Here is a 24,330-nt window from a genome sequence, read left to right as displayed (position 1 = left end):
TCCTCATGCTGTAATTAAGTGTTTTTTGAGAGGCAGAATCAGGCGGCAGTCAGGTTTCTTGTTGTTTTTCAGGAGCAGGTGTTGCAGATGAGTTCGTTGCAGGCGTTGTTGCACCGGGTACCCTATGAAGGGTGACGCGAGGCAGACGATGCAGCACCAGCAGCGCGAGCACGCCCAGCCCGGCGCATGTCAGCAGCCCCGTGCCCACCGCCTGGGCGAGGGCGGTGCGGGCTATCAATAGCGCCGCATCGACATCGGCGGGCATGTGCTGCAGCAGAACCTGAGGGTCGGCCAGGCGCGGTAGGGCCGACGCCTGACCTGCTGCGTTCAGCGCACTTTTCAGGTTGGCGACATACAGCACCTTGACCAGCACGCCCATGGCCGCCGTGCCCAGCAAACCGCCGACCAGTCGCAAGGATTGGGTCAGCGCCGTGGCAATGCCGAGAAATTGCCGTTCGGCGAGCGTCTGGGTGAACACGGTCAGGTTGAGCAGAATGAAACCCAGCCCCAGCCCTGCCAGCAGAATGAGCCCCAACAAGGTCCCGAACCCGGCATGCAGCCCGACCAGCGCCAGGGCAATGCAGGCGACTGACAAGGCCACGAACCCGGCGACCGGCAGCCGGTTGGGGTTGGCCATGCGTGTGACGATCCGGCTGTTGACGATGGCGCCCAGGGTGATGCTCAGCGCCAGCGGGGTAAGCAGTAACCCGGCGTCTTTTGGCGAGTAGCCGTAGCTGCCCTGCAAGAGCAGCGGCAGGTAAAAAAGAAGGGTGAACATGATGGCGCCGGCCAGCAGCGACATGATGAACAGCAGGCGGATGCTGCGGTTGGAGAATAGTCCGGCGGGGAGCAAGGCAAAGGCACAACGGCGCTCCTGAAACCAGAGCCCGGTCATGGCGACGAGGGTTACAGCGCCACAGGTCAGACTGATCGACAGGGAGCGCTGGCCCAGCCATTCGACGAACAGTTGCAGGCTGCCCAGCGTCAGTACGATCAATAAAGCCCCGAGCCAGTCGAGCCTGATCGCACCGGCAGAATGGGCTCGATACCCTTGCGGGCGATACCACGGCAGAAAGCGCCAGGCGAAAAACAAGGCAATCACGCCCAGTGGCAGGTTCAACCAAAACACCGAACGCCAGCCAAACTCGCCGGAAAGATAACCCCCCAGTCCCGGACCGATGGCATTGACCACGCTGAACATGGCGCTCAGCAACACCTGCCAGCGCAACCGCTGGCGGGTGTCGGGAAACAGCTCGGGCACACAGGCAAAGGCGGTACCGATCAACATGCCGCCGCCCACACCTTGCAAGGCTCGCCCGATCACCAGCACCAACATGCTGTCTGCCAGTGCGCAGAGCAGCGAAGCCAGGGTGAAGATGACTGTGGCGGCCAGTACGAACGGTTTGCGCCCGTAAAAATCGCCCAGCCGGCCAAAGATCGGGATGGTCACGATAGAGGCCAGCAGGTAGCCGGTGGCGACCCAGGCGTACAGCTCGAAACCGTTGAGCTCGGCGACAATGCTGGGCAATGCGTTGCCGATGACGGTCTGATCCAGCGCGGAAAGGCCCAGCACCAGTGATATGCCAAGCATCGCCAACAACGCCTGTTTGAAGGTCAGGGCTGGATGGCTCGGCGTTGTCATGTCGAGGTGCTCAGCGCAACGCAGCGACAGCAGTCGCCATGCGCGCGCAGCCGTCTTCAAGGGTTTCCAGTGCTGTAGCCGTAGACATCCGGAAAAACGGTGCCAGGCCATAGGCGGTGCCTGCGACGACGGCCACGCCCTGACTTTCCAGCAGATAGAGCACCACGTCGGTATCGGCTTCCAGAAGCGAACCTGACGGCGTGGTTTTGCCGATCAGTGCCCCGCAATTGACGTAGAGATAGAACGCGCCTTCGGGCTTGATGCAGCTCAGGCCGTCAATCGCGTTGATCAGCTCAAGGCAAAGATCACGGCGCTGTCTGTAGACCTTGACGCTGTCGCTGACAAAAGACTGGTCGCCGTTCAGCGCGGCTACTGCGGCGGCCTGGCTCACCGAGCAGGCGTTGCTGGTGGACTGCGATTGCAGGGTCGCCATCGCCTTGATGATATCGTCGGGGCCTGCGGCGTAGCCGATGCGCCAGCCGGTCATGGCGTAGGTTTTCGACACGCCGTTGATGATCAGCACGCGTTCACGCAGCGCCGGCTCGACAGTGAGCAGGTGGCTGAGTGGGGCGTCGTCGTAGCGTATGTGCTCGTAGATGTCATCGGTCATGACCAGCACGTGCGGGTAATCAAGCAGTACGTCGGCCAGCGCTCGCCATTCGGATGCGCTGTAGGTGGCACCGGTCGGGTTGCTCGGCGAGTTGAGCAGCAGCCAGCGGGTGCGCGGCGTGATCGCATTGCGCAGTTGCGCGGCAGTCAGCTTGAACCGGTTTTCTTCCGGGCATGCCAGGGGCACAGGTCGACCATCGCAGGCCAGGACCATGTCCGGGTATGACACCCAGTAAGGCGCGGGAATCAGCACCTCATCGTCGACACCCAATGTCGCCGCGAATGCATTGAAGATGGCCGCCTTGGCCCCACTGGTGACCACGATCTGGCCTGGCGCATAAGCAAGGCCGTTTTCACGCTGCAGTTTTGCGGCGATCGCCTCGCGCAGCGCTGTGGTGCCAGCGTTCAGCGTGTAGCGCGTTTCACCGTTCTCGATGGCGGCACAGGCGGCCTGACGAATGTGCGCCGGCGTGTCGAAGTCCGGCTCGCCAACCACCAGATTGATGATCGATTTGCCTGCGCGCCGCAGTTCATTGGCCCGATCGGCAGCGGCGCTGCTTGGCGACGGTTTGATGCGGAGCACGCGGGCAGCGATGCGAGATGCGGTCACGTTGGCATTCCTCGTTGATGGCCTTGACGGGGAATACGTTACGAGCCAGCGAGGCGCGCGCCATAAGACGAGTTCGTTCTGGGTTGATAGGCAGCGCTTATGACCGCAGATGAACCAGCGTCGCACCAAAAGTGGGCGGGCAATGGTTGCAGGGGGATCAGCGCCTGGCAAACCCGATCAGTGGGGGCTGACATAGCGATTGCTTATGCCTGGTTTTTTCGAAGCTGGCCTGGGTCTTGCTGAAGTCTGTGTGTCGTGACTCTGGAGTGCAGCACCTTGAACCTTCGCCGTTTGAAGTATTTCGTGAAAATTGTCGACATTGGCAGCCTGACCCAGGCCGCCGATGTGCTGCACATCGCACAACCTGCGCTGAGCCAGCAGTTGGTGACGCTGGAGGCCGAGTTGCAGCAACAGTTGTTGATCCGCACCAAGCGTGGCGTCACCCCGACCGAGGCGGGCAAGGTGCTGTACGGGCATGCTCAGGTGATCCTGCGCCAGTGCGAGCAGGCGCAGAGTGACGTCAACGCCAGCGGTCTGGCGTTATCGGGGCCTGTGTCGGTAGGGCTGGCACCCGGCACTGCCGCTTCGACGCTGTCGCTGCCGTTGCTCAAACGCGTACGCGAGCGTCATCCGGGCATTCTGCTGTACCTCAATGAGAACTTTGGCACCACCCTCAGCGAGTTGATCATGAACGGGCGCATGGACATGGCCGTTCTCTATGGCGGGCGCGAGGTGCATGGCCTGAGTTTCGTGCCGTTGATACGTGAGCAGCTGTACCTGGTGAGTGCCGAAGAGTCGCTCCAGGGGCGCGAGGAAATTCCGCTCAGCGAGCTGGCCGATATCGACCTGCTGTTGCCGCGCACCTACAACACTGTCCGGCGTCTGGTGGACGAGGCATTTGTGCGTATCGAGCGCAGTGCCCGTGTTGTGGCAGAAGTCGAATCTTCGACGACGCTGGCCGCAGCAGTGGCCGATCGATTCGGCTCGACCATTCTTCCCGAGTCTGCTGCACGGGTGCTGGCAGACACGCATGCGGTCAACCTGAGCCGCATTGTCGAACCCGAGATCGAAGCACCTCTCGCGCTGTGCCTTTCCGGGCACTTGCCGCTGTCGGTTCCGGCTCAGGCGGTCAAGGCGATCCTTCTGGAACTGGTCGCAGAAATGCGTGGCAGCCGCCGCGCGCAATGATCCCGACGTCATAAGGGGCGCTTATCACCCCACAGTCAAACCGTCTTGGCGGTCAAAAACCTGCCTCGTTACATTGCCCTCAGCCACATTTCATTTGCCAGGCAAGGGCTCTTGCATGAAACCGGAACGTATCAAAGCACTCATCGACCTGATGGCCGAATCGGACCTGAGCGAACTGAGCCTGTGTGAAGGCGACGCGCAGCTGCGTTTGCTGCGCGAGCCCGTTCAGGTCGCCAACCGCGTCAACCCGGCTGTTGCGACAGCGCAGACGACGCCCGCAGCGCGCCCGGTGTCTGAGGCTCAGGCAAGTACGACTGCCGCCGTGCAACAGACACAGGCCTGCGCTTCGCTGTACGGGGTGTTGCACCTGACACCGGCACCCGGCCAGCCACCTTTCGTCGAGATCGGCACGTCCGTCGAGGTGGGGCAGACCCTGGCCGTGGTCGAGGCCATGAAGATGTTTCATCCGGTGCAGGCTGAAGCGGCAGGGGTGGTGACTGCCATTCTGGTTGCCAATGGCGAAGAAGTTCAGGCCGGTCAGGCGCTGTTCAGCATTGCGTGATGGTCTTGAGTTGCCTTGCCGACCGTCTTGCGGGTTCACCGATCAGGGGTTTTTGATGTTCGATAAAGTGTTGATCGCCAATCGCGGCGAAATCGCCCTGCGCATCCAGCGCGCCTGCAAGGGCCTGGGCCTGCGCACGGTCGCGGTGTATTCCGAAGCGGATCGCGATGCCGATTACGTACAGCAGGCCGACGAAGCACTGTGCATTGGCCCTGCTGCCGCAGGGCAGAGTTATCTGAATCAGGCGGCCGTGCTCTATGCCGCGCAACTGACCGGTGCTCAGGCGATCCATCCCGGTTATGGATTTCTGTCTGAAAATGCCGCGTTCGCCGAACGCATCGAACAGGCTGGCCTGACCTTCATCGGCCCCAGCGCTGCGTGCATTCGGGTCATGGGCGACAAGGTCGCAGCCAAGCGGGCGATGCGCGAGGCTGGCGTGCCGTGCGTACCCGGTCCGGACACCAGCATGCCCGACGATCCGCAAAGCATTGTGCAAATCGCTCGCGACATCGGTTACCCGGTCATCGTCAAGGCCGCAGGCGGCGGCGGAGGGCGGGGCATGCGTGTGGTTCAGGAAGAGTCTCAGTTGCTCGATGCAATTGCGCTGACCCGCGAAGAAGCCCGACACGCCTTCGGCAATCCCGAGTTGTATATCGAGAAGTTTCTGGGCCAGCCGCGCCATGTCGAGATTCAGGTGTTATGCGACGCCTACGGCAATGCTGTCTGGCTCGGCTCGCGGGACTGCTCGATGCAGCGCCGCCACCAGAAGGTCCTTGAGGAGGCGCCTGCGCCCGGCATCGACGCGGCATTGATGGCCAGAGTGGGCGAGCGTTGCGCACAGGCTTGCCGCCAGATCGGCTATCAGGGTGTCGGCACGTTCGAATTCCTGTTCGAAAAGGATGAGTTCTATTTCATCGAGATGAACACCCGCCTGCAGGTCGAGCATCCGGTAACGGAAATGACTTCCGGTATCGACATTGTCCAGCAGCAGATTCGCATGGCGATGGGCGAGCGCCTGAGTTTCAGTCAGGCCGACGTAAGCGTTTCGGGCCATTCGCTGGAGTGCCGGATCAACGCCGAGGATCCGCGCAGCTTCATGCCGACGCCGGGTCTGGTCACCCGCTGGCAGATCCCCGGTGGTTTCGGTGTGCGGGTCGATTCGCATGTCAGCCACGGCTACCGCGTCCCGCCTTATTACGATTCGATGGTGGCCAAGGTCATCACCCACGGCGCCAGTCGCGACGAGGCGTTGGCACGCATGCGCCTGGCACTGAGCGAAATGCACGTCGAGGGGATCTCCACCAACATCCCGCTGCATCGCGACATTCTGCAGGACCCGGTGTTCTGCAAGGGGGGCATGGACATTCATCACCTGGAGCGCTGGTTGCAGACAAGGAGCCACCCATGACCATCCTGCAGACGCCGAATGCGCCAAGAATTACCTTGCTGGGCACCACCGCGTTGCTGTTCGAAGCACCCGGCGAGCTCGACCTGGCAACGCAGCAACGGATATGGGCGCTGGCCCGTCTGAGCAAGGACTGGCCCCAGGTACGCGAAGCAGTGCCGGGGATGAACAATCTGATGCTGACCTTCGCTGCGCCACCGCGGGATCTGGCCGGTCTGAAAACCCGCTTGCTGGAGACCTGGGAACAGTGCCAGCCGCTGCCGTTGCAGGGCCGGATCATTGAATTGCCGGTGGTGTACGGCGGCGATGGCGGCCCGCACATGGCTGATGTCGTCGCCCATACCGGGCTGGATATCGAAACCATCGCCAATCTGCACTGCGAGCCGCTGTATCCGGTGTACGCCTTGGGCAGCCATCCGGGTTATTGCTACCTGGGCGGCATGGACCAGCGCCTGGCGACGCCGCGGCGCAAGGTGCCGGTACTCGATATCGGTGCCGGGTCGGTCTCTATCGGTGGCGTTCAGACAGGTATTTCCGCCTCGGCCGGCCCCAGTGGCTGGAACACCATAGGACGCACGGAGATGGTGTTTTTCGATGCGGGTCAGCAGCCTCCGGCGCTGCTGCAACCCGGCGATCAACTGCGCTTGCGCATCGAGAGGATCATCCGATGATCGAAGTTATCAGCGCTACCGCACTGGCGACCGTTCAGGATCTTGGGCGACACGGCAGCCTGGGTTACGGCGTCGGCACGTCCGGCGCAATGGACACGCTGTCACTGCGGCTCGGCAACCTGTTGCTGGGCAACGATGAAGACGCGGCAGGTATTGAAATTCCGCTGTTCCCGTTTGAAGTGCGGTTTGTCGATGACTGCACCTTCGCGATCACCGGGGCTGCCTGCGGTGCGTCGCTCGATGGTCAGCGGCTGCCGGGTAACTGGGTCGCTCAGGCACGCAAGAATCAGGTGTTGCGGCTCAATTACCCGACAATGGGCAGCCGCGTGTACCTGTGCCTGGCCGGTGGCGTCGATGTGCCGTTGGTACTGGGCTCGCGCAGCACGCAATTGCGCGGTGCTTTTGGTGGCTGGCAAGGCCGTGCGTTACAGCAGGGCGATGTGATTCCTGCAGGTGCTGCCAACGAACCGCGCGCCAGTGATTTCGGTGTGCAATCGTCCGTGGCGGCCTTGCCGTTGCTGCTCGACGGGTTGCCCGCCATCCGGGTGCTGCCGGCTGCCGAGTTCGACTGTTTCAGTGCCGAGACGCAAGACACGTTTTTTGCCGGCGAATGGAAAATCACCACGCAGAGCAACCGTTATGGTTACCGCATGGAGGGCACGCCCTTGCTTGCGCGCGAGGCGCTGGAAATCCGCTCTCACGGCATCGTGCCCGGTGTGATTCAGGTGCCCCACGGCGGGCAGCCGATCGTGCAGATGCGTGATGCCCAGCCCAGTGGCGGTTATCCCAAGTTTGCCACGGTCATTGAAGCCGATCTGTGGCGCCTTGGTCAGGCACCGATCGGCAGCAAGGTGCGTTTTGTGCAGTGCAGTTACGACGAGGCGGTCGAGGCGCTGGACACCAATCACGCTTTCATCGAAGACGCCCGGCGCATGCTCGCGCTGCGCAGCCTGCAAGGACATCGCTGATGAACATCAAAGAGATTCGCCAGCTGGCAGCATGGATTCGGGACGCCGGGCTTACTGTACTGGAACTGAAACGCCCGGGGTTCGAGCTGTTGATCCGCCGTGGCGAGCCTGTGCAGGCCTGTGCTGCGCCTTCTGCGCCACAGGTTGCCGCTGAACAGTCGGCGCTGACTGCGCATGTGGTGAGTGCCGATAACCCCGGCGTATTTGTCTCGAGTCATCCCGATGAACGCGACAGCTACGTGAAACCCGGCGATGCAGTGGCTGCAGGGCAGTTGCTTGGGCTGTTGCGTATCGGTCTGCTGTATCTGCCGGTGCGCAGTAACCAGGCAGGGCGCGTACTGCGCTTCCTGGCCGCCGAGAACGAACGCGTCGGTTACGGCCAGCCGCTGATCGAACTGGAGGAACATGACCATGCGCATTGATCTGAATGCTGATCTTGGCGAGGGCTTCGGCTCCTGGACCATGGGCGAGGACGAGGCGTTGATGCCATTGATCTCCTCGGCCAACGTCGCCTGCGGCTTTCATGCCGGGGATCCGCTGATCATGGACAGCACGGTGCGCCGCGCCAAGGCGCTGGGCATCGATCTCGGTGCGCATGTCGGTTTTCCTGATCTGCAGGGGTTCGGCCGCCGCAGGATGAACATCGAACTCAAGGAGTTGTGCGCCATTGTGGTGTATCAACTCGGCGCGCTGGCGGGCCTTGCAGCCGCTGCCGGATACCGCGTCACGCACATGAGTTTTCACGGTGCGCTGGGCAATATGGCCGCAGCCGATGCCGAACTGGCCGGGCCTTTGGTCAGGGCGGTCGCAGCTTTTGATCCGCAGTTGATCATCAGCTCATCCAGCAGCGCCGCCATCGAGCAGGCCGCCGAGGCGTGCAACCTGAGGGTGGCGACGACCTTTCTGGCTGACCGCGCTTATGACGAAAATTGTCTGCTGGTGCCGCGTGGCATTGCCGGTGCGGTGATCAAGGACCCGGAGCAGGTCCGGGCCAGGGTTGCGCAACTGCTGCAGGACGGCACGGTCACGACCCTGGGTGGCAAGCGTGTGGCGGTCAACGCCCAGTCGATTCTGTTGCATGGCGACACGCCGGGAGCGGTGCAGCTGGCGCGCAGCATTCGCCAGAGCATCGAAGAGCAGGGCGGTGTCATCACCCCGGTTTCACAGCTGCTCGGGTCATAAGCGCAGCTTATCGCCACACAACCATTGTGTCTTGGTCGCTGCCCATGACGCTGGTTAAAGTCCAGTACAAGGCGATCAGCATTAATAACCAAGCGGCTGATCGACGCTTATTCAAGGAAACCCCGACATGCCATTTTCCGATTACAAAACCGCGCTGGTCACCGGCGCTTCTTCAGGCATTGGAGAAGCCGTCGTCGAGCGGCTGTGTGCCGAAGGTCTGCAGGTCCATGCGCTGGCGCGCAGTGCCGACAAGCTGGCAGCACTGGCGCAGCGCACCGGATGTATCGCGCACGCTATCGACGTGACGGATCTGGCCGGCCTGACGGCCCTGTTCCAGGCCCATCATTTCGATGTCGTGGTCAACAATGCCGGCGTCGACCGTCCTGGCTCGCTGCTCAAGGCGGACGCCGAAGGGATTGATCTGCTGGTCGATGTGAACCTGCGCGCTGTGTTGCAGATCGCCAGGCTTTCGTTGCCGGGGATGGTCGAGCGTGATCGCGGGCACATAATCAACATCAGCTCGATCGCTGCGGCCTACAACTTCGGTGGCAACTCGACGTACCACGCGACCAAGGCTGCGGTGAGCATGCTGTCCCGGCAGTTGCGTATCGATGCCTTCGGCAAGCGCGTGCGGGTTACCGAAATCTGCCCGGGGCGCGTGGCGACGGATATCTTCGCCCACGTGCATGGCGACTCCGAGGAAGTGCGCAAGCGTTTCATCGAGGGCTATGAGCTGCCGGTGGCCAAGGACATTGCTGATGCGATCGCCTATGTGATTGCCGCGCCCATCGCAGTCAACATCGGCCACATGGAGATCACCCCGACGTTGCAGGTGCCCGGCGGACTGTCGACCGCACGCCCGCAGGACTACGAAGGCTGAGACCGCGTCTTCAAGCGCTGTACCCATCACGAGAGCGGCACCAGCCGCCATGCGATACCCGCGCCAGACCCACTGGCGCCTTGCTTCTGCCCTGGCTGAATGTCTATGGGAACAACCATGACGAGTAAATTCGATCTTTCAGCGATCCTGCAGGGCGAGTACGCCGAGCTGATCGTCAAGGGCATAGAAACGACCCTGCAACTGGCCTTGGTTGCCTGGTGCCTGGCCATGGCGATTGCCCTGCTGCTGGTGTCGATTCGCCTGACTGGCAACAAGTACGCCGAACGCCTGGTGGCGGCCTATGTGTCCTACCACCGCAATGTGCCGACGCTGGTGCAACTGATGCTCTGGTATTTCGGTATCCCCACCTTGCTGTCCGAAAGCACGCAGATCTGGCTGGCCAACTACAGCACCGAGTACCTGTTCTCGGTCATCGCGCTGGGGCTTTGCCAGGCGGCTTATTTCAGTGAAGACATCCGCAGCGGGTTACGCGCGATTCCAGCCGGGCAAGTCGAAGCGTCGCGCGCCCTGGGCCTGGGCTATGTGCGTTCGATGCGCTACGTGATCCTGCCGCAAGGGGTTCGCAACTGCCTGCCGTCGTTGATCAATCACACGGTCCTGCTGTTCAAGAACACCAGTCTGGTGATGGCCATCGGCGTGGTGGAACTGACTTATGCCACCCGCGAGGTCGAGAACTACACCTTCCGCACCTTCGAAGCGTATCTGGTCGCAACCGTGGTCTACCTGGCCATTTCCTTGATGCTGATGGGCCTGGGCGCGTTGCTGGCCCGGCAGTTCAGCAAAGCCATGGCGAGGTAGGCGGCGATGTTCGATGTATTCACGATTGTTCGCGATAACTGGACCTTGCTGCTGGTCGGTCAATACCCCCATGGCCCGATGGGCGGCCTGATTTCGACGCTGATGCTGGCCGCGCTGGCCCTCTTGCTGGCCTTTCCGCTGGGCCTGCTGCTGTCGCTGGCGCGCGTGTCGCCGTGGCGCTGGCTGCGCTACCCGGCGACGGTCTGGGTCTATGTGATGCGCGGAATTCCGCTGCTGATGGTGATTTTCTGGACCTACTTTCTGGTCCCCTTGCTGATCGGCCATAACATCACCGGCTTCACCACCATGCTCTGCACGCTGGTGGTCTATCAGAGCGCCTATCTGTGCGAAATCATCCGCGGCGCCATCCAGGCGCTGCCCACCGGTCAGTACGAAGCTTCCCGCGCACTGGGCATGGGCTACCTGCGCACCACGGTCTGGGTGATCCTGCCGCAGGCGCTGTACAACGCGTTGCCGAGCCTGATCAGCCAGTTCATTTCGATCATCAAGGAAACGTCGCTGGGCTACGTGATCAACGTCCAGGAAGTAACCTTCGCCGCCAATCAGATCAATAACCAGCTGCTGACCAAGCCGTTTCAGGTGTTCTTCATCCTGGCGATCACTTACTACGTGCTGTGCTACGGCCTGACCCGTCTCGCCGCCGTGGTGGAGCAGCGTATTGCCCGCAAACGCGAAGGCGATATATCGCCTGTGCCCGTTGCCCGGCCTTTGACTACCGATAACTGAGGGTTGCCCAATGCATCCGATGATCATGTTTTCCAGGATCAACAAATGGTATGGCGAGTACCAGGCCCTGACCGATATCACCGCCGAAGTGCAGCGCGGCGAAGTGGTGGTGCTGTGCGGGCCTTCAGGCTCGGGCAAGTCGACGCTGATCCGCACCGTCAATCGTCTTGAGGACGTGCAGCAAGGCCAGATCCTGTTTGATGGCCGTGACGTCAATGGCACCGACGCCAACGTCAACCGGCTGCGCAGCCGCGTGGGGTTTGTGTTCCAGAGCTTCAATCTGTTTCCGCATCTGTCGGTGCTCGACAACATCATCCTGACCCCGACCAAGGTCCGCGGCATGAAGAGCAGCGAAGCGCGCGCCCGCGCCATGGAGTTGCTGGATCGGGTAGGGCTGGCACACAAGGCCGGTGCCTACCCTGCACAGTTGTCCGGTGGCCAGCAGCAGCGTGTGGCGATTGCCCGCGCGCTGGCCATGGAGCCGCCCGTCATGCTGTTTGACGAGCCCACCAGCGCACTCGACCCGGAAATGGTCGGCGAGGTGCTCAGTGTCATGAAAGGTCTGGCCAAGGAGGGCATGACCATGATGTGCGTCACCCACGAGATGAATTTTGCCCGGGAAGTGGCCGACACCATCTGGTTCATGGACGCGGGGCAGATCCTCGAAAAATCCAGCCCTGAGGTGTTCTTTCAGCAACCGAGCCATCCGCGTGCCCAGCGCTTCATTGCCGACCTGCGCAGCCATTGAGCGCAGGCACTGATTTCAGCGAATCACCCAATTCATTTCCAGGAGTCTCACCATGCGTATCAAGTCTGTACTGGCTGCACTGGCGTTGTCGCCGTTGGCTGTTTCGGTGGTCCATGCCGATCAGCTCAGCGATGTGATGAGCAAGAAAAGCCTGAGCTGTGGCGTGTATGCCGACGTTCCGCCGTTCTCGGCACCGGACCCTGAAACCCGCGAACTGGTGGGCATGGACGTCGACCTGTGCAAAGCCCTGGCCAAACACATGGGCGTGGAGCTGGAACTCAAGCCGCTGTCGGTCGAAGCACGTATCCCGGAAGTCAAGATGGGCCGTGTGGACGTGATTTTCGCCAACCTGGCCTACACCAAGAGCCGTGCCGAGCAGATCCAGTTCAGCGACCCTTACTACATCGCCAAGGAGACGCTGGTAGTCCGTGCGGCGAATGCCGATCAGCCGAAATCGTTCTTCAAGGGCAAACGCATCAGCTCGACCAAAGGTTCTACGTCCGAGCAGTCGATCCGCATGGCTGACGCAACGCCAGTGACCTTTCAGGACACCGGCTCTGCCTATATGGCGCTGCAACAGAACAAGGTGGTGGGCCTGGTGACCAACACCATGACCGCGATCAAGCTGGTCGGGCAGGCCAAGGCCGGCGGCGTGGAATTGGCAATTGCCAAGGAACCGATGGCGCTTGAGCCCATTGGTGCCGGCATGCGCCAGGGCGAACCGGCCTTTCTGGCGAAGGTCAACGAATCACTGCGCGAAATGGAAGCCGCAGGCGAAATCGACGCAATCTGGGCGCACTGGATCGGCCCGAACACCGAATACAAGATGGTTCGCGAAGACAAGGTACAAAGCCTCAGCGAATTGAAGTTCGACCCGTTGCCCTGATCAACGGCATGAAGCCGACCAAAAGGTCGGCTTCATGCAAGACCACACGATGGATTCCCGCCGCAACGGCATCATCGCGTCTTGATCAGATCTTGATATTTCCTTGATGGTTTATTAACAGCCGAGGTTCAGAGTTCTACCGACAGTATCAATCGTCGGCATGACCCCTTGTGGGCGTCTCAGAGGACAAAATGTCTGATCGCTCAGGTTCGGTTTCTGCATCGGCAGTCGGCGCTTCACTCTCCAGAAACAGACGTTTCGGCGTATCCCCGGTTTGGCTGGTTCCGCTGCTTGCTGCCTTGATAGGCCTGTCGCTGCTGATCGGCAGCACACTCTCCAAAGGCCCGAGAATCTTCATCACCTTCCAGAGCGCCGAGGGGCTTGAAGCTCAAAAGACGAGGGTCAAGGTCAGGAATGTCGTGATCGGCGAGGTATCGGCTGTGGTCTTGAACAAAGACCGCACAGGCGTGGTGGCGACGGTGGATCTCGATGCCGACGCCCGTGCGTTCACTGCCGAGGATTCCCTGTTCTGGGTGGTGCGCCCGCGTATAGGCGCCACCGGTGTGTCGGGCGTGGATACCTTGCTTTCCGGGCCATTTATCGCGGCGGACAGCGGCACGTCCGGGCGTACGAAAAAACACTTTGTCGGTCAGGAAACTCCGCCACCCATTACCTACGGCATAAAAGGCACACGTTTTACCCTGCACGCCGGGGACCTGGGCTCACTGGAGGTGGGGTCTCCTGTGTACTACCGACGTATTCAAGTCGGACAGATAGCGGCCTTTCATTTATCCGATGACGGCAAGGGGGTGGATGCGGAAATTTTCATCAATGCGCCCAACGACAGGTTTGTGACTACTGATACACGCTTCTGGAATGCCAGCGGCATCGACATGACGGTGGACGCCGATGGTCTGAAGATAAAGACTGAATCAGTTTCGACGATACTGGCGGGAGGGGTGGCCTTCGTCGAGCCGGATTACAGCACGAAGGCACCCAGGGCTGCAGAGCATGCACGCTTTACGCTGTTCGACGATCAGCAGAAGGCGCTGTCGCCGCCCGACGGCGAGCCGGGTTACATCCGCATGATCTTCAGTCAGTCGCTGCGTGGTCTTGAGGTCAATTCACCGGTCGAGTTCATGGGTATAACACTGGGGCGAGTCGTCTCGGTAGACCTGGACTACGACGCGGCCAGCCAGTCGTTCACCAGTATTGTCGGGGCGGTGATTTACCCGGATCGCCTGGGTATGGCCAATGAAAAAATCGTAAAGACATTGGGCGTTACCGACGATGCACGTACGGCACAGTTGATAGCCGACTTCGTCAAGCGAGGCCTGCGTGCGCAGCCTCGCAGCGAGAGTCTGCTGACCGGACAGCTGTATATTTCCCTGGGTTTTATCGCTGACGCTGCGCCGGTACCGTTCGATGTCAGTGCGCAGCCGCTGATAATCCCGACCGTGCCGGGGGAGCTTGAAAAGATGCAGGAGCAGGTACAGCAGATCATCGACAAGGTCGGCAAAGTGCCGGTGCAGGAGATCGCCGGCAACCTGAATGGCAGCCTTGACGAGGTGCAGAAAACGTTCAGGCTTTTCAACGCGCAGGTGATGCCTGAGCTGCACGGCGTTCTGGAGCAATCCCGAAGCACGATGGACGTCGCCGGCGCAGCGCTCGACGAGGACTCGCCTGTGCGTCAACAGATCGACCGGACAATGGATGAGGTTCAGCGCATGGCCCGCTCGGTACGGGTCCTCACCGATTACCTGAGCCGCAACCCCGAAGCCTTGATCCGTGGCCGCACCCGGCAGGATCCACCGGGTGTCTACCAGAGGCCCGCGCCTGTTCAGCAGGCCGATTAAGCCGAGCCGGGCGGCTTCAATACCTCGGTTTGACCGCCTTCCAGTCCGGATTGTACTTCTGCATCTGCTTCACATCATCGCGCTGCCGGATGCCACAGCTGTGGTACTGATCATTGAGTTTGCCGAGCTGGTCGTAGTCCAGTTCCAGCCCCAGACCGGGTGCGCGGGTGATGCTGACACAGCCGTCGACAATCGGCAGTTTGCCGCCCTTGATGACTTCCTCGTCCGGTTCCTGCCACGGGTAGTGCGTGTCGCAGGCGTAGTCCAGATTGGGCACCGACGCTGCGACGTGGGCCATGGCCATGAGGCTGATGCCCAGATGCGAGTTGGAGTGCATCGACACGCCCAGGCCAAAGGTGTCGCACATCTTCGCCAGCGCCTGAGTGTCGCGCAGGCCGCCCCAGTAATGGTGGTCGGCGAGCACGATCTGCACGCTGTCCAGTGCCACGCTGCGGCGGAACTCGTCGAAATCGGTCACCACCATGTTGGTCGCCAGCGGCAGTCCGGTGCGTTTGTGCAATTCGGACATGCCGTCGAGGCCGGGCGTCGGGTCTTCGTAATATTGCAGATCATCGCCCAGCAGTTCGGCCATCCGAATCGAGGTCTCCAGTGACCAGTTGCCGTTGGGGTCGATGCGCAGCGGGTAACCGGGAAACGCTTTTTTCAGCGCCTTGATGCACGACACCTCGTGTTCCGGCTGCAGCGCACCGGCCTTGAGCTTGATGCTTTTGAAGCCATAGGCGTCGATCATGCGCCGGGCCTGAGCGACGATCTGCTCTTCGCTGAGCGCTTCTCCCCAGCTGTCGGGCGCGTAGGGTGCATCGGCATGCTGCGCATATTTGAAGAACAGGTAGGCGCTGAAGGGTATCTGGTCACGAATGGCGCCGCCGAGCAGGTCCACCAGTGGCAGGTTCATGGAACGCGCCTGCAGGTCCAGAAATGCCACTTCGAACGCAGAATAAGCATTGCTTACCGCCTTGCTGGCGTGTGAGCCCGGCGCCAGTTCGGCACCGGCCAGGCTGGCTGGCTTATGCGCCGCCACGGTCGCCTGAACGATGCTGCGCAGCTGATTGAGGTTGAACGGGTCGAGCCCGATCAGCTGGGTCTGCACCTGTTGCTGAATCGCCAGTGCCGGGGCATCACCATAGCTTTCACCGAGGCCGATGTAGCCGTTGTCGCTTTCCACCTCGATGATCGAGCGCAGGGCAAAGGGTTCGTGAATACCACTGGCGTTGAGCAACGGCGGGTCGCGAAAGGCGATAGGGGTTACGGTCACACGTATGATTTTCAAAGGGCGGTCTCCCGGAGGTCAGGGTTTGAGGCTGGAAGGGGTGCCATTGACGGCAGGGCTGAGCGCTGCGGGCCGCTCAGCCCTGGACGGGCGGCCGCGGTCACCTCGTGGCGTAGTGCGGGCGAAGAAGATCACCACGGCAGCGAGCAGCGATGTCGCTGCCAGGCCATACAGACCGCCCTGAATCGAACCGGTGGTCTGTTCCAGAAAGCCGAACGTGGTCGGTGCGACGAAACCGCCCAGGTTGCCGATGGAGTTGATCAGCGCAATGACCGCAGCAGCAATGCGTGCATCCAGATAGCCTTGAGGGATTGGCCAGAACAGCGCAGACGCGGCCTTGAAACCGATTGCCGCGAAGCAGATGGCGACAAAGGCGAACACCGGACCGCCCACGGTGGACATGAACATGCCGGCGGCGGCGATGACCAGGGTCACCGCTACCCAGGCCTGCTGGTGCTTGAAGCGTGCGGCCAGAGCTGCGAAGCCGTACATGGCCACGATAGAGATGATCCACGGGATCGAATTGAACAGCCCGACCTCGAAATCGCTGAAACTGCCCATCTTGCGGATCATGCTCGGCAGCCAGAAGGTGGCGCCGTAGATGGTCAGGGCCACGGAAAAATAGATGAAGCAGAACAGCAGGATCTGCCGGTCCGCCAACAGTCGGAATACCGAGGGTCTGACGGTTTGTGCTGCTTCGCGCAGCCTTTGCTCTTCGGCGATGGCGGTGCTGAGCGCGGTTTTTTCTTCGTCACTGAGCCAGCGGGCTTCATGAGGATGTGATTGCAGCCAGAACCAGACGAAACCGCAGAGCACGATCGACGCGAAGCCTTCGATCAGGAACATCCATTGCCAGCCATGCAGGTTCAGGCCCTCGATGCCGAGCAGGGCGCCGGACACCGGTCCGGAAATAACCGAGGCTATCGCCGAGCCGCTGAGAAACAGCGCCATGGCCTTGCCGCGATCACTGGAGGGTAGCCACTGGGTGAAGTAATAGATGATGCCGGGGAAGAAACCGGCTTCGGCAGCGCCCAGAATGAAGCGCAGCACGTAGAAACTGGTTTCCCCCTGGACGAACGCCATGGCCATCGCGGCCGCGCCCCAGGTAAACATGATGCGGGTCAGCCAGGCGCGGGCGCCGTAGCGCTGCAACAGCATGTTGGAGGGGACTTCGAACAGTGCGTAACCGACGAAGAACAATCCGGCACCCAGCCCGTAAGCTGCTGCGCCGATACCCAGATCGGTTTCCAGATGGCTGCGTACAAAACCGATATTGACCCGGTCGATGTAATTGACGATGAACATCACCACGAACAGCGGCAGCACGTGGCGTTTCACCTTGGCGGCCGCACGGGCAAGCACCGTGGCGTCCGTAGTACCAGGGACGGTATTCAAGAGGCGACTCCCATTCATTGTTTTTTTGGGGATGAGTCGATCATGGAGGCGTGTATTATTCCTGTCCAATCCAGCTTTTGACTTGATTGATACCCATATTGTATTGATCGCTGTGCTTCTGTGCGGTGCTGGGCACCTTCGGTATGATTTATGGAACCCGTGCAGAGTGGGTGCATTTTCAGAGCACAGAATCCAGTGCCGGAGTGCTTGATTGAATCGCTGCCTGTCAATCGGCGCTTACAGTTTCTAGCCGAGTGTAAGTTTCATTGCCAAGTCCCTGTATCTTCCGTTAGTCACTCCACCTGTCGGATATAACGACCCCTGTAAGCGGCCGTCTTGCCCAGGTATGTACATAAGCTAGTCTTGCAATAATGGCCTCCGGTCATCTCTGTCGGCGTCGTGCGCTTTGCTGATAATTAGTTATCCAGCTTATTTCGTTGAAAACGGAGCGTTAGACATGAATATGAAATTCAAGAACGCGTCAGCATGCCTTGTGATGATGACTGCTTTGATGGGCAATACCTACGCAGCGACCAGCGCATGCCCGGCAGTCAAAAACATAACTCAAACCTCCGAGGATTGGGGCTACTCCTACAAAGCTGCTGACCCTTCTGGGCAGCACTGGAGTGGCGAAAACCCTTTGGCTACGGAAGCAGACCTTGAAAGTGTTCACTTTACACTGGCCGGTATCCGCAATAACGATAAGGGTTTTTTTGTCGCGTGTGATTATGAGGGAGCGAGTGATAAAGGATCGAAGGATGCGGGGTTTAGATTAATACTTAAAACTCCGTCGGAGCCCAAGACTGTCGGGAGCAGTTGGAAAGACAAAGAATGTAAAGCCGCTGACCCAACACTCTGTACGTTTGAATAATACGTTTGAATAATCAAAGGTTCAAAGACGTGTCAGCTATGGGCGTCTTTCCCTTTGCTTTGTCAAACGGCGCACTGGGTTGCTCGAGCAGTTACTGTACTCTGTGTCAGTGACTTGATTGATACCGGGAGTGGATCAATGTTCGAGCTTTCCCAACTGCGTTGCTTCACCACGGTGGCCACAGAGCTGAATTTTCGCCGTGCCGCCGAACGGCTTAACATGACGCAGCCGCCGTTGAGTCGGCAGATTCAGATACTGGAGCACAACCTAGGCGTAGAACTGTTCACCCGCAGCACTCGCAGTGTGGCACTGACTGCCGCGGGCAGGGCCTTTTTCATTGAGGCGCAGACCTTGCTGGAGCGCGCGCAGCAGGCGGCCATTTCCGCGCGGCGCTTTGCCGAAGGTGACATCGGCTCGGTGACTATCAGTTTTGTCGGCAGCGCGGTGTACGAGTTTCTGCCCAGGGTGATCGCCGAGGCGCGCCTCAAACAGCCGCAGGTGAAGATTTCCCTGACGGAAATGAATACCTATCAGCAGCACGAAGCACTCAGGGCGCGGCGCATTGACCTGGGCATCGTGCGGGCACCGTTGTTTCAGCCGGGTTACGAGAGCGAATGCCTGGTACGCGAGCCGTTCGTGCTGGCCGTGCCGAGCAATCATCGCCTGGCGCATGCCGATTCGGTGGCGGTGGCCGATCTGGATGGCGCACCGTTCCTGATGTATTCGCATTCGGCGTATCCACCGTTCAACGAACTGCTGACCGGTATGTTTCGCTCCGCACGAGTTGCACCGGAGTATGTCCAATGGCTTGGATCGTCACTGACTATTCTGGCGTTGGTCAACGCCGGAATGGGCCTGGCTTTGGTGCCGCGTTGTGCAACCAATGTGGTGTTCAAGGATGTCGTGTTTCGTGACATTGACCTGGGCGAAGGCGTGCAGAGCGAGTTGCACCTGGTCTGGCGTACCGACAATGACAATCCGGCGTGCCGGATGCTGCTGCAAGCCATTCGGGCGGCCGTCAGGGCAGATGAAAATTGAAGCGAAAAACCTTGCAACGTAGTGGCATCAACTATCATTCATTCAGTCGATAGTCATCATCAAGCAAGGCAAGTTCTGTTTTTCCGGCAAAGGAGGAGGATGGCGCCATAGCCACCTGCTCCAAAGGGAGACGACGCGATGAGAATGTTCAATCTGTTGACGTTTGCTGCCGTGTTCAGCACCAGCATTGTGTTCACTGCCCCCGTCAATGCTGCCGTCTCCCCGGTCTCCGAACAGTCCTGCCATTTCATGCCCGTGGTCGACAGCGCTGCGGGCCTGCAACACACTCAGTCGGTGGGCGTGCTGTACAGCGAAAACACCCTCAGCAACCTTCAGTATTTGAACAACTATCACTCGGTGGCGCTGAGGAGTGGCCGCAGTGGCGCGCTCGATTCGCGTATCCGCAATGCATTCGTCAACAGTTCGGACCCGGCACTGGCGACCGACTGGCTGGTGGGCTCATTAAAGAAAGAGTTCGCCTCGGTGACCGTCTACGACACGCTCGATGCGCTGATGCAGGCGCGGCCGGATGTGGTGGTCATGCTCGACACTTACAATCGTCTGGTGAGCAAGCGCAACAGTCAGGTCGAAGCGCGGTTCATGGCACGCTTCTATGACAACGACCTGCAATACATCGGCAAGGCTGAAGGTGAGGTGGTTCGGGAAATGACCTCGGTCTGGGTGCAAGGCAAGGCCGCTCCGGAGATCGCCGCACAGATCGATCAGCAGCGTGATCTGCAAGTGAATGCCTTGAAGCAGTTCGACGCCTCGCTCAAAGCCCTGGTCATGCAGGCCGACCGGGCGCAAGTGGCGGCGAACTGATTGTAGTGACTGCGTCAGGCCTGTGAGGCTGTTGACCGATAGAAACTGCTCATCGACTTTCGCTGCTTCAATACCGCCTGCCATCAGCATGGTCGCCTGCAAATCGAAGATCGGCACGTTAATGCTCCTTGCCCCGTAGGGGACGCTTGAAAGGTGTACAAGCGTCATTAATCCAGGCGCGCGCAGGGGAAAGTGACCGGCGGGTTATTTCAATTAAACCGATGCACGGCTCGGTTTTACCGTAAAGAATTAATCACTTCTGCCGAGAGCCTGACAAGCGAGCCGACAATTAGCTGTCCGGTTCGCATGATGAGCAGCAAGCCACGTGTGCTTTGACTGTGGTAACAGAGAAGCCTTGCGATGCTGAAAAAACTACCGGGTGCCTTGCGTGCCCTGATGTCTGTGCCTGCTGATAACCCCAGGTTGTTGCAGGCCCAGTACGTTGCGTTGTCCCGACAACTGCCGTTGATGTACTTCGTGCTGCTGGTCAATACCTGGGCGTTGGCGTTCACTCATTGGCGAACCGCTCCGGTGTGGCTGACGCTGCTGGTCCCTGCGCTGCTCACGGTTATCTGTGGCGTCCGTGCAAGCAAATGGTTGCGCACTGTAAACCGGCCGCCACCCGCTCCGGCGATCATTCTGGCCACGCTGCGCGGTACGCATGGTCTGGCGGGCGTGATAGCGGCCGGGTTTGCCGCCTGGTCCCTGTCGCTTTACCCCTATGGCGATGCCTATTCCCAGGCGCATGTCGCGTTTTTTATGGGCATTACGGTGATTGTCTGCATCTTCTGCATGATGCACTTGCGGCCCGCAGCGCTGACCACCGCGCTGGTCGTCAACACCGCCTTCGTGATTTTCTTCGCCTCGACTTACAACATTACCTTTATCGCCACGGCGGTGAATATCGTGCTGGTGTCGATCGGCATGCTGATCATTCTTCATTACCAGTACCGCGATTTCACCAGTCTGGTGAATGTGCAGGTAAAGACCGAGCAACTGAGCAACGAGAACCTGCTGCTGGCCAATCAGGACAGCCTGACGGGCCTGCCCAATCGTCGGCAGTTCTTTCAGACTTTGGATACCGCGATGACCGAGGCAATGGCGCAGCGCAGCGGGCTGGCAGTGGGCGTGTTGGACCTGGACGGGTTCAAGCCGGTCAATGACCTTTATGGTCATCGAATCGGCGACCGTCTGCTGATGCTGGTGGCTGAACGCCTGACCAGCGCCTCAAGCGACAAGGTGCATGTATCGCGACTGGGCGGTGACGAGTTCGCGCTGGTGATCAAGGGAGACATCGACAGCGAGGCATTGCAGGCGTTTGGCAAACACCTGTGTGACCTCATGCACGAAAGCTTCGAACTGTCGGACATGCCGATCCAGATTGGCGCGACACTGGGCCTGGCGACGTACCCGGCTACCGCAGATAACGCGACCCAGCTGTTCGAATTTGCCGATTACGCGCTGTATCAGGGCAAAAACCATAACCCCGGAACCACCTGCCTGTTCTCCGCTAGCCACCGTGAGCAGTTGCATGCCGACGGCGTTACCGAACAGGCCTTGCGGCGCGCCAATCTGGAAACCGAGTTCCACGTATTGTTTCAGCCGATCATTGAAAGCTGCACGCGCGAAACGGTGGCGTTCGAGGCGCTGGCGCGCTGGAACAGCCCGGAACTGGGGGCTGTTTCGCCGGCGCATTTCATTCCGATCGCCGAGCGCATCGGCATGATCAACAAGCTCACTGTGCCCTTGTTGACCCAGGCGCTAAGCATGGCCCTATCGTGGCCTGCGCCTGTCAGGCTGTCGTTCAATCTGTCCGCGCACGACTGTGCGACCTGGGAAAGTGTCAACAGAATTGTCGAGATCATCGAACACAGCGGCTTCGATGCGTCGCGGCTCGATCTGGAAATCACCGAAACGGCGGTCATGCAGGATATCGCCCAGGTGCAGCAGGCCATTACCCAGTTCCGCAAGCTGGGTTGCGGCATCTCGCTGGACGACTTCGGCACCGGCTTCTCCAGCCTCAGTCAACTGCACGCGCTGGCGCTGACCAAGCTGAAGATCGACCGCAGCTTTGTCACCGGGGTGCATAACAACCCGGCCAGTTACAAGATCGTCAAATCGCTGGTTGCCTTGAGTCTGGACATGTCGCTGGGTTGCGTGATCGAAGGCGTCGAAACACAGGATGAGTTGAATGCATTGACCACCCTGGGTTGTACGATGGTGCAGGGTTACTTCTACAGCCCGCCGATCAGTTTTGCAGAGACGCTGGCATGGATTGAAATACCCGATGAAGAGCGCACCTTCGGTTACGCCGCTTCGTGCCCCCTCTGATCGATTGCATGTGGGCGATTCACTCGGGCGCGCGTGGGGTAAGATGCCTTTTTTGATCCCCACGGAAGCCTTTGATGAGCAAACCCAGGCAGACCGTCCTTGTTGCGCTGCGCAAGATGATCGCATCAGGCGAGCTGGCTGCCGGCGAGCGCCTGATGGAGGTGCCGACCGCCGAGCTGTTCGGCGTGTCGCGCATGCCGGTGCGCATGGCGTTCCGCACGCTGGAGCAGGAAGGGCTGCTGGTGCCCTTTGGCGGGCGTGGATTTCAGGTGCGTTCGATCAGCCCGATGGAAATCGCCGGTGCGGTGGATGTCCGCGGTGTCCTGGAGGGGCTTGCTGCGCGGCAAATGGCCGAGCGCGGCGTGACCCAGGAGGCGCGCGACGAACTGGAGGCCTGTCTGGTGCAGGGTGACGCGCTGTTCGAGAAAGGCCATGTCACTGAAGATGACCTTGAGGTCTATCACGACATGAACATGCGTCTGCATCGCGTGATCGTCGAGGGCAGCGGTAATCGCGCCATTGCCGATGCACTGTCGCGCAACGACCATCTGCCTTTTGCCTCGGTGACCGCGCTGGCCGTGGATCGCGACAACCTGATTCGCGAATACCGGCGGTTCAATTTCGCCCACATGCAGCATCACGCCGTGGTGGATGCGCTGGTCAACGGGCAGGGCGCTCGCGCCGAGGCCATCATGCGCGAGCATGCCAATGCCACCTTGCGTTACGCGGAAATCTTCGGCGCCGGGCAGAACGAGCGCATGAAGGTCATTCAGCGCCCGGACTGATCAGAGGTCGAGCACCAGCACGGGCGTCTTCGAACGTGAACAGCACGGCGTGAACTGATCGTTGAGCGCCTGCTCATCTTCGGTCAGAAACAGATCGCGATGATCCGGAATGCCTTTCAACACCCGCGTCAGGCAGGTGCCACAGACACCTTGCTCACACGACAGTGGAATATCGATGCCGTGGCTTTCGAGCACCTGAGCGACCGTCTTGTTGGCCGGAATGGCAATGACCTGGCCAGTACTGGCGATCTCTATCGAAAAACTGCCGTCGTTGCTGGTGTCTACCGGCTCTGCGGAGAAGTACTCGCGGTGCAGAGTGTCCTCGGACCAGCCAGCGGCACGCGCGCTGTCGAGGATGTATTGCATGAAACCGCCTGGCCCGCACACGTACAGATGGGTATCGGGCTGGGGGTTGGCGAGCACTTTACCAGCCTCCAGTGCGGTGTCCGGCTGTTCATCGAAGTGCAGCGTGATGCGCTCGGCAAATGCCGAATGCTTCAGGCGCTCGATAAAGGCGCCGCGCTCGGCGGAACGCACGCAATAGTGCAGCTCGAAATCGGCAGCCTCCAGCGCAAGCTGTTCGGCCATGCACAGGATCGGGGTGATGCCGATACCGCCGGCGAACAGCAGCGTGCGTCGGCTGTTTTCAGCCAGCGGGAACAGGTTGCGCGGTTCGCTGATACGCAACTGCGCGCCAGGCTGAATCTGCTGATGCAGGCTGCGTGAGCCACCACGCGAGGCCGGGTCGTTGAGGACGCCGATCAGATAGCGGTGACGCTCGCTCGGGGCATTGCACAGCGAGTACTGGCGGATCAGCCCGTCAGGCAGGTGCACGTCAATGTGCGCGCCTGCGCTGAACGGCGGCAACAGCGCTCCGTCTGCCCGCACCAGTTCAAAGCTGCAGATATCCAGCGCTTCATCGTTACGTGATAACACTGTCACGTCGATCATGTCAGGTCCTCGGGTGACCGCGGCAAGGGTCACTTCTGATTGTTTTCTTCGTATTTCGACGGGCAATGGCCGG

The 24,330-nt window shown here is 60.3% G+C and carries 23 protein-coding genes and 1 pseudogene; 18 read left to right on the top strand and 6 right to left on the bottom strand.

The features are described 5' to 3' along the window. Positions 1–49: 49 nt before the first annotated feature. Complete coding sequence (locus tag AC54XV_RS14335; RefSeq protein ID WP_058399033.1) at positions 50–1,642, bottom strand: MFS transporter; 1,593 nt, start codon at positions 1,640–1,642, stop codon at positions 50–52. 10 nt (positions 1,643–1,652) lie between these two features. Then, positions 1,653–2,861 (bottom strand): aspartate transaminase, encoded by a 1,209-nt coding sequence (locus AC54XV_RS14330; RefSeq protein WP_003401064.1) that lies wholly within the window; start codon positions 2,859–2,861, stop codon positions 1,653–1,655. Positions 2,862–3,137: 276 nt separating this feature from the next. Between AC54XV_RS14330 and nac the strand changes: the two genes are divergently transcribed. The 13 genes from nac (at position 3,138) to AC54XV_RS14265 (ending at position 14,773) form a co-directional block, all read left to right on the top strand. After that, a complete protein-coding gene (nac, locus tag AC54XV_RS14325; RefSeq protein WP_024643276.1) occupies positions 3,138–4,049 on the top strand; it encodes a nitrogen assimilation transcriptional regulator NAC in 912 nt (303 codons plus the stop codon). A 115-nt stretch (positions 4,050–4,164) separates the two neighbouring features. Further along, positions 4,165–4,611 carry an acetyl-CoA carboxylase biotin carboxyl carrier protein gene (locus AC54XV_RS14320; protein WP_024643277.1) on the top strand — a complete coding sequence of 149 codons (447 nt, stop codon included), beginning with the start codon at positions 4,165–4,167 and terminating at the stop codon, positions 4,609–4,611. Positions 4,612–4,666: 55 nt separating this feature from the next. Next, entirely contained in the window at positions 4,667–6,019 is a 1,353-nt protein-coding gene (gene accC, locus AC54XV_RS14315) for an acetyl-CoA carboxylase biotin carboxylase subunit (protein ID WP_058399023.1), read from the top strand. After that, a complete protein-coding gene (gene pxpB, locus AC54XV_RS14310; protein ID WP_003401069.1) occupies positions 6,016–6,687 on the top strand; it encodes a 5-oxoprolinase subunit PxpB in 672 nt (223 codons plus the stop codon). The genes accC and pxpB overlap by 4 nt, the downstream gene beginning before the upstream one ends. After that, positions 6,684–7,655 (top strand): 5-oxoprolinase subunit C family protein, encoded by a 972-nt coding sequence (locus AC54XV_RS14305; RefSeq protein ID WP_003401070.1) that lies wholly within the window; start codon positions 6,684–6,686, stop codon positions 7,653–7,655. The genes pxpB and AC54XV_RS14305 overlap by 4 nt, the downstream gene beginning before the upstream one ends. Beyond that, on the top strand, positions 7,655–8,077 hold the full coding sequence (locus AC54XV_RS14300; protein WP_024661185.1) for an acetyl-CoA carboxylase biotin carboxyl carrier protein: 423 nt from the start codon (positions 7,655–7,657) through the stop codon (positions 8,075–8,077). Before AC54XV_RS14305 ends, AC54XV_RS14300 begins: the two co-directional genes overlap by 1 nt. Then, a complete protein-coding gene (locus AC54XV_RS14295) occupies positions 8,067–8,837 on the top strand; it encodes a LamB/YcsF family protein (RefSeq protein ID WP_058399034.1) in 771 nt (256 codons plus the stop codon). The genes AC54XV_RS14300 and AC54XV_RS14295 overlap by 11 nt, the downstream gene beginning before the upstream one ends. A 127-nt stretch (positions 8,838–8,964) precedes the next feature. After that, a complete protein-coding gene (locus tag AC54XV_RS14290; RefSeq protein ID WP_024643282.1) occupies positions 8,965–9,717 on the top strand; it encodes an SDR family oxidoreductase in 753 nt (250 codons plus the stop codon). A 117-nt stretch (positions 9,718–9,834) separates the two neighbouring features. After that, on the top strand, positions 9,835–10,536 hold the full coding sequence (locus tag AC54XV_RS14285) for an amino acid ABC transporter permease (protein ID WP_024643283.1): 702 nt from the start codon (positions 9,835–9,837) through the stop codon (positions 10,534–10,536). A 6-nt stretch (positions 10,537–10,542) separates the two neighbouring features. Continuing rightward, the gene (locus tag AC54XV_RS14280) at positions 10,543–11,283 is read left to right on the top strand and encodes an amino acid ABC transporter permease (RefSeq protein WP_058399024.1); all 741 of its coding nucleotides are present in this window, start codon (positions 10,543–10,545) and stop codon (positions 11,281–11,283) included. Positions 11,284–11,302: 19 nt separating this feature from the next. Then, a complete protein-coding gene (locus AC54XV_RS14275) occupies positions 11,303–12,031 on the top strand; it encodes an amino acid ABC transporter ATP-binding protein (protein WP_024643285.1) in 729 nt (242 codons plus the stop codon). 52 nt (positions 12,032–12,083) lie between these two features. Continuing rightward, on the top strand, positions 12,084–12,917 hold the full coding sequence (locus tag AC54XV_RS14270) for an ABC transporter substrate-binding protein (protein WP_058399025.1): 834 nt from the start codon (positions 12,084–12,086) through the stop codon (positions 12,915–12,917). A 191-nt stretch (positions 12,918–13,108) separates the two neighbouring features. Continuing rightward, the gene (locus AC54XV_RS14265) at positions 13,109–14,773 is read left to right on the top strand and encodes a PqiB family protein (protein WP_058399035.1); all 1,665 of its coding nucleotides are present in this window, start codon (positions 13,109–13,111) and stop codon (positions 14,771–14,773) included. 16 nt (positions 14,774–14,789) lie between these two features. Here AC54XV_RS14265 and AC54XV_RS14260 read toward each other — a convergent pair whose 3' ends face one another. Both AC54XV_RS14260 and AC54XV_RS14255 read right to left on the bottom strand, forming a co-directional pair. Beyond that, entirely contained in the window at positions 14,790–16,064 is a 1,275-nt protein-coding gene (locus AC54XV_RS14260; protein ID WP_032655752.1) for a glucarate dehydratase family protein, read from the bottom strand. An 18-nt stretch (positions 16,065–16,082) separates the two neighbouring features. Continuing rightward, on the bottom strand, positions 16,083–17,426 hold the full coding sequence (locus tag AC54XV_RS14255) for an MFS transporter (RefSeq protein ID WP_024651941.1): 1,344 nt from the start codon (positions 17,424–17,426) through the stop codon (positions 16,083–16,085). Between the two features lie 490 nt (positions 17,427–17,916). Between AC54XV_RS14255 and AC54XV_RS14250 the strand changes: the two genes are divergently transcribed. The 3 genes from AC54XV_RS14250 (at position 17,917) to AC54XV_RS14240 (ending at position 20,190) form a co-directional block, all read left to right on the top strand. Then, positions 17,917–18,330 (top strand): DUF3757 domain-containing protein, encoded by a 414-nt coding sequence (locus tag AC54XV_RS14250; protein ID WP_054091205.1) that lies wholly within the window; start codon positions 17,917–17,919, stop codon positions 18,328–18,330. A gap of 138 nt (positions 18,331–18,468) precedes the next feature. Further along, positions 18,469–19,368, top strand: a complete 900-nt coding sequence (locus tag AC54XV_RS14245) for a LysR family transcriptional regulator (protein WP_011267910.1) — start codon at positions 18,469–18,471, stop codon at positions 19,366–19,368. Positions 19,369–19,506: 138 nt separating this feature from the next. Next, positions 19,507–20,190, top strand: a complete 684-nt coding sequence (locus tag AC54XV_RS14240) for a hypothetical protein (protein WP_003401089.1) — start codon at positions 19,507–19,509, stop codon at positions 20,188–20,190. 27 nt (positions 20,191–20,217) lie between these two features. On the opposite strand, the pseudogene AC54XV_RS14235 reads toward AC54XV_RS14240, so the two are convergent. Then, a pseudogene (locus AC54XV_RS14235) lies at positions 20,218–20,322 on the bottom strand (nucleoside hydrolase); the annotation flags it as partial. A 228-nt stretch (positions 20,323–20,550) separates the two neighbouring features. Between AC54XV_RS14235 and AC54XV_RS14230 the strand changes: the two are divergent. Then, positions 20,551–22,521: a putative bifunctional diguanylate cyclase/phosphodiesterase gene (locus tag AC54XV_RS14230; protein ID WP_011267909.1), complete on the top strand. Its 1,971-nt coding sequence runs from the start codon at positions 20,551–20,553 to the stop codon at positions 22,519–22,521. A 74-nt stretch (positions 22,522–22,595) separates the two neighbouring features. Beyond that, entirely contained in the window at positions 22,596–23,306 is a 711-nt protein-coding gene (locus AC54XV_RS14225) for a GntR family transcriptional regulator (RefSeq protein WP_058399026.1), read from the top strand. Here AC54XV_RS14225 and AC54XV_RS14220 read toward each other — a convergent pair whose 3' ends face one another. Next, a complete protein-coding gene (locus tag AC54XV_RS14220) occupies positions 23,307–24,257 on the bottom strand; it encodes a PDR/VanB family oxidoreductase (RefSeq protein ID WP_024643290.1) in 951 nt (316 codons plus the stop codon). Positions 24,258–24,330: the final 73 nt, after the last annotated feature.

This window comes from Pseudomonas fragariae (ex Marin et al. 2024), assembly GCF_059621105.1.
This window is presented reverse-complemented; position numbering and strand designations above follow the sequence as displayed.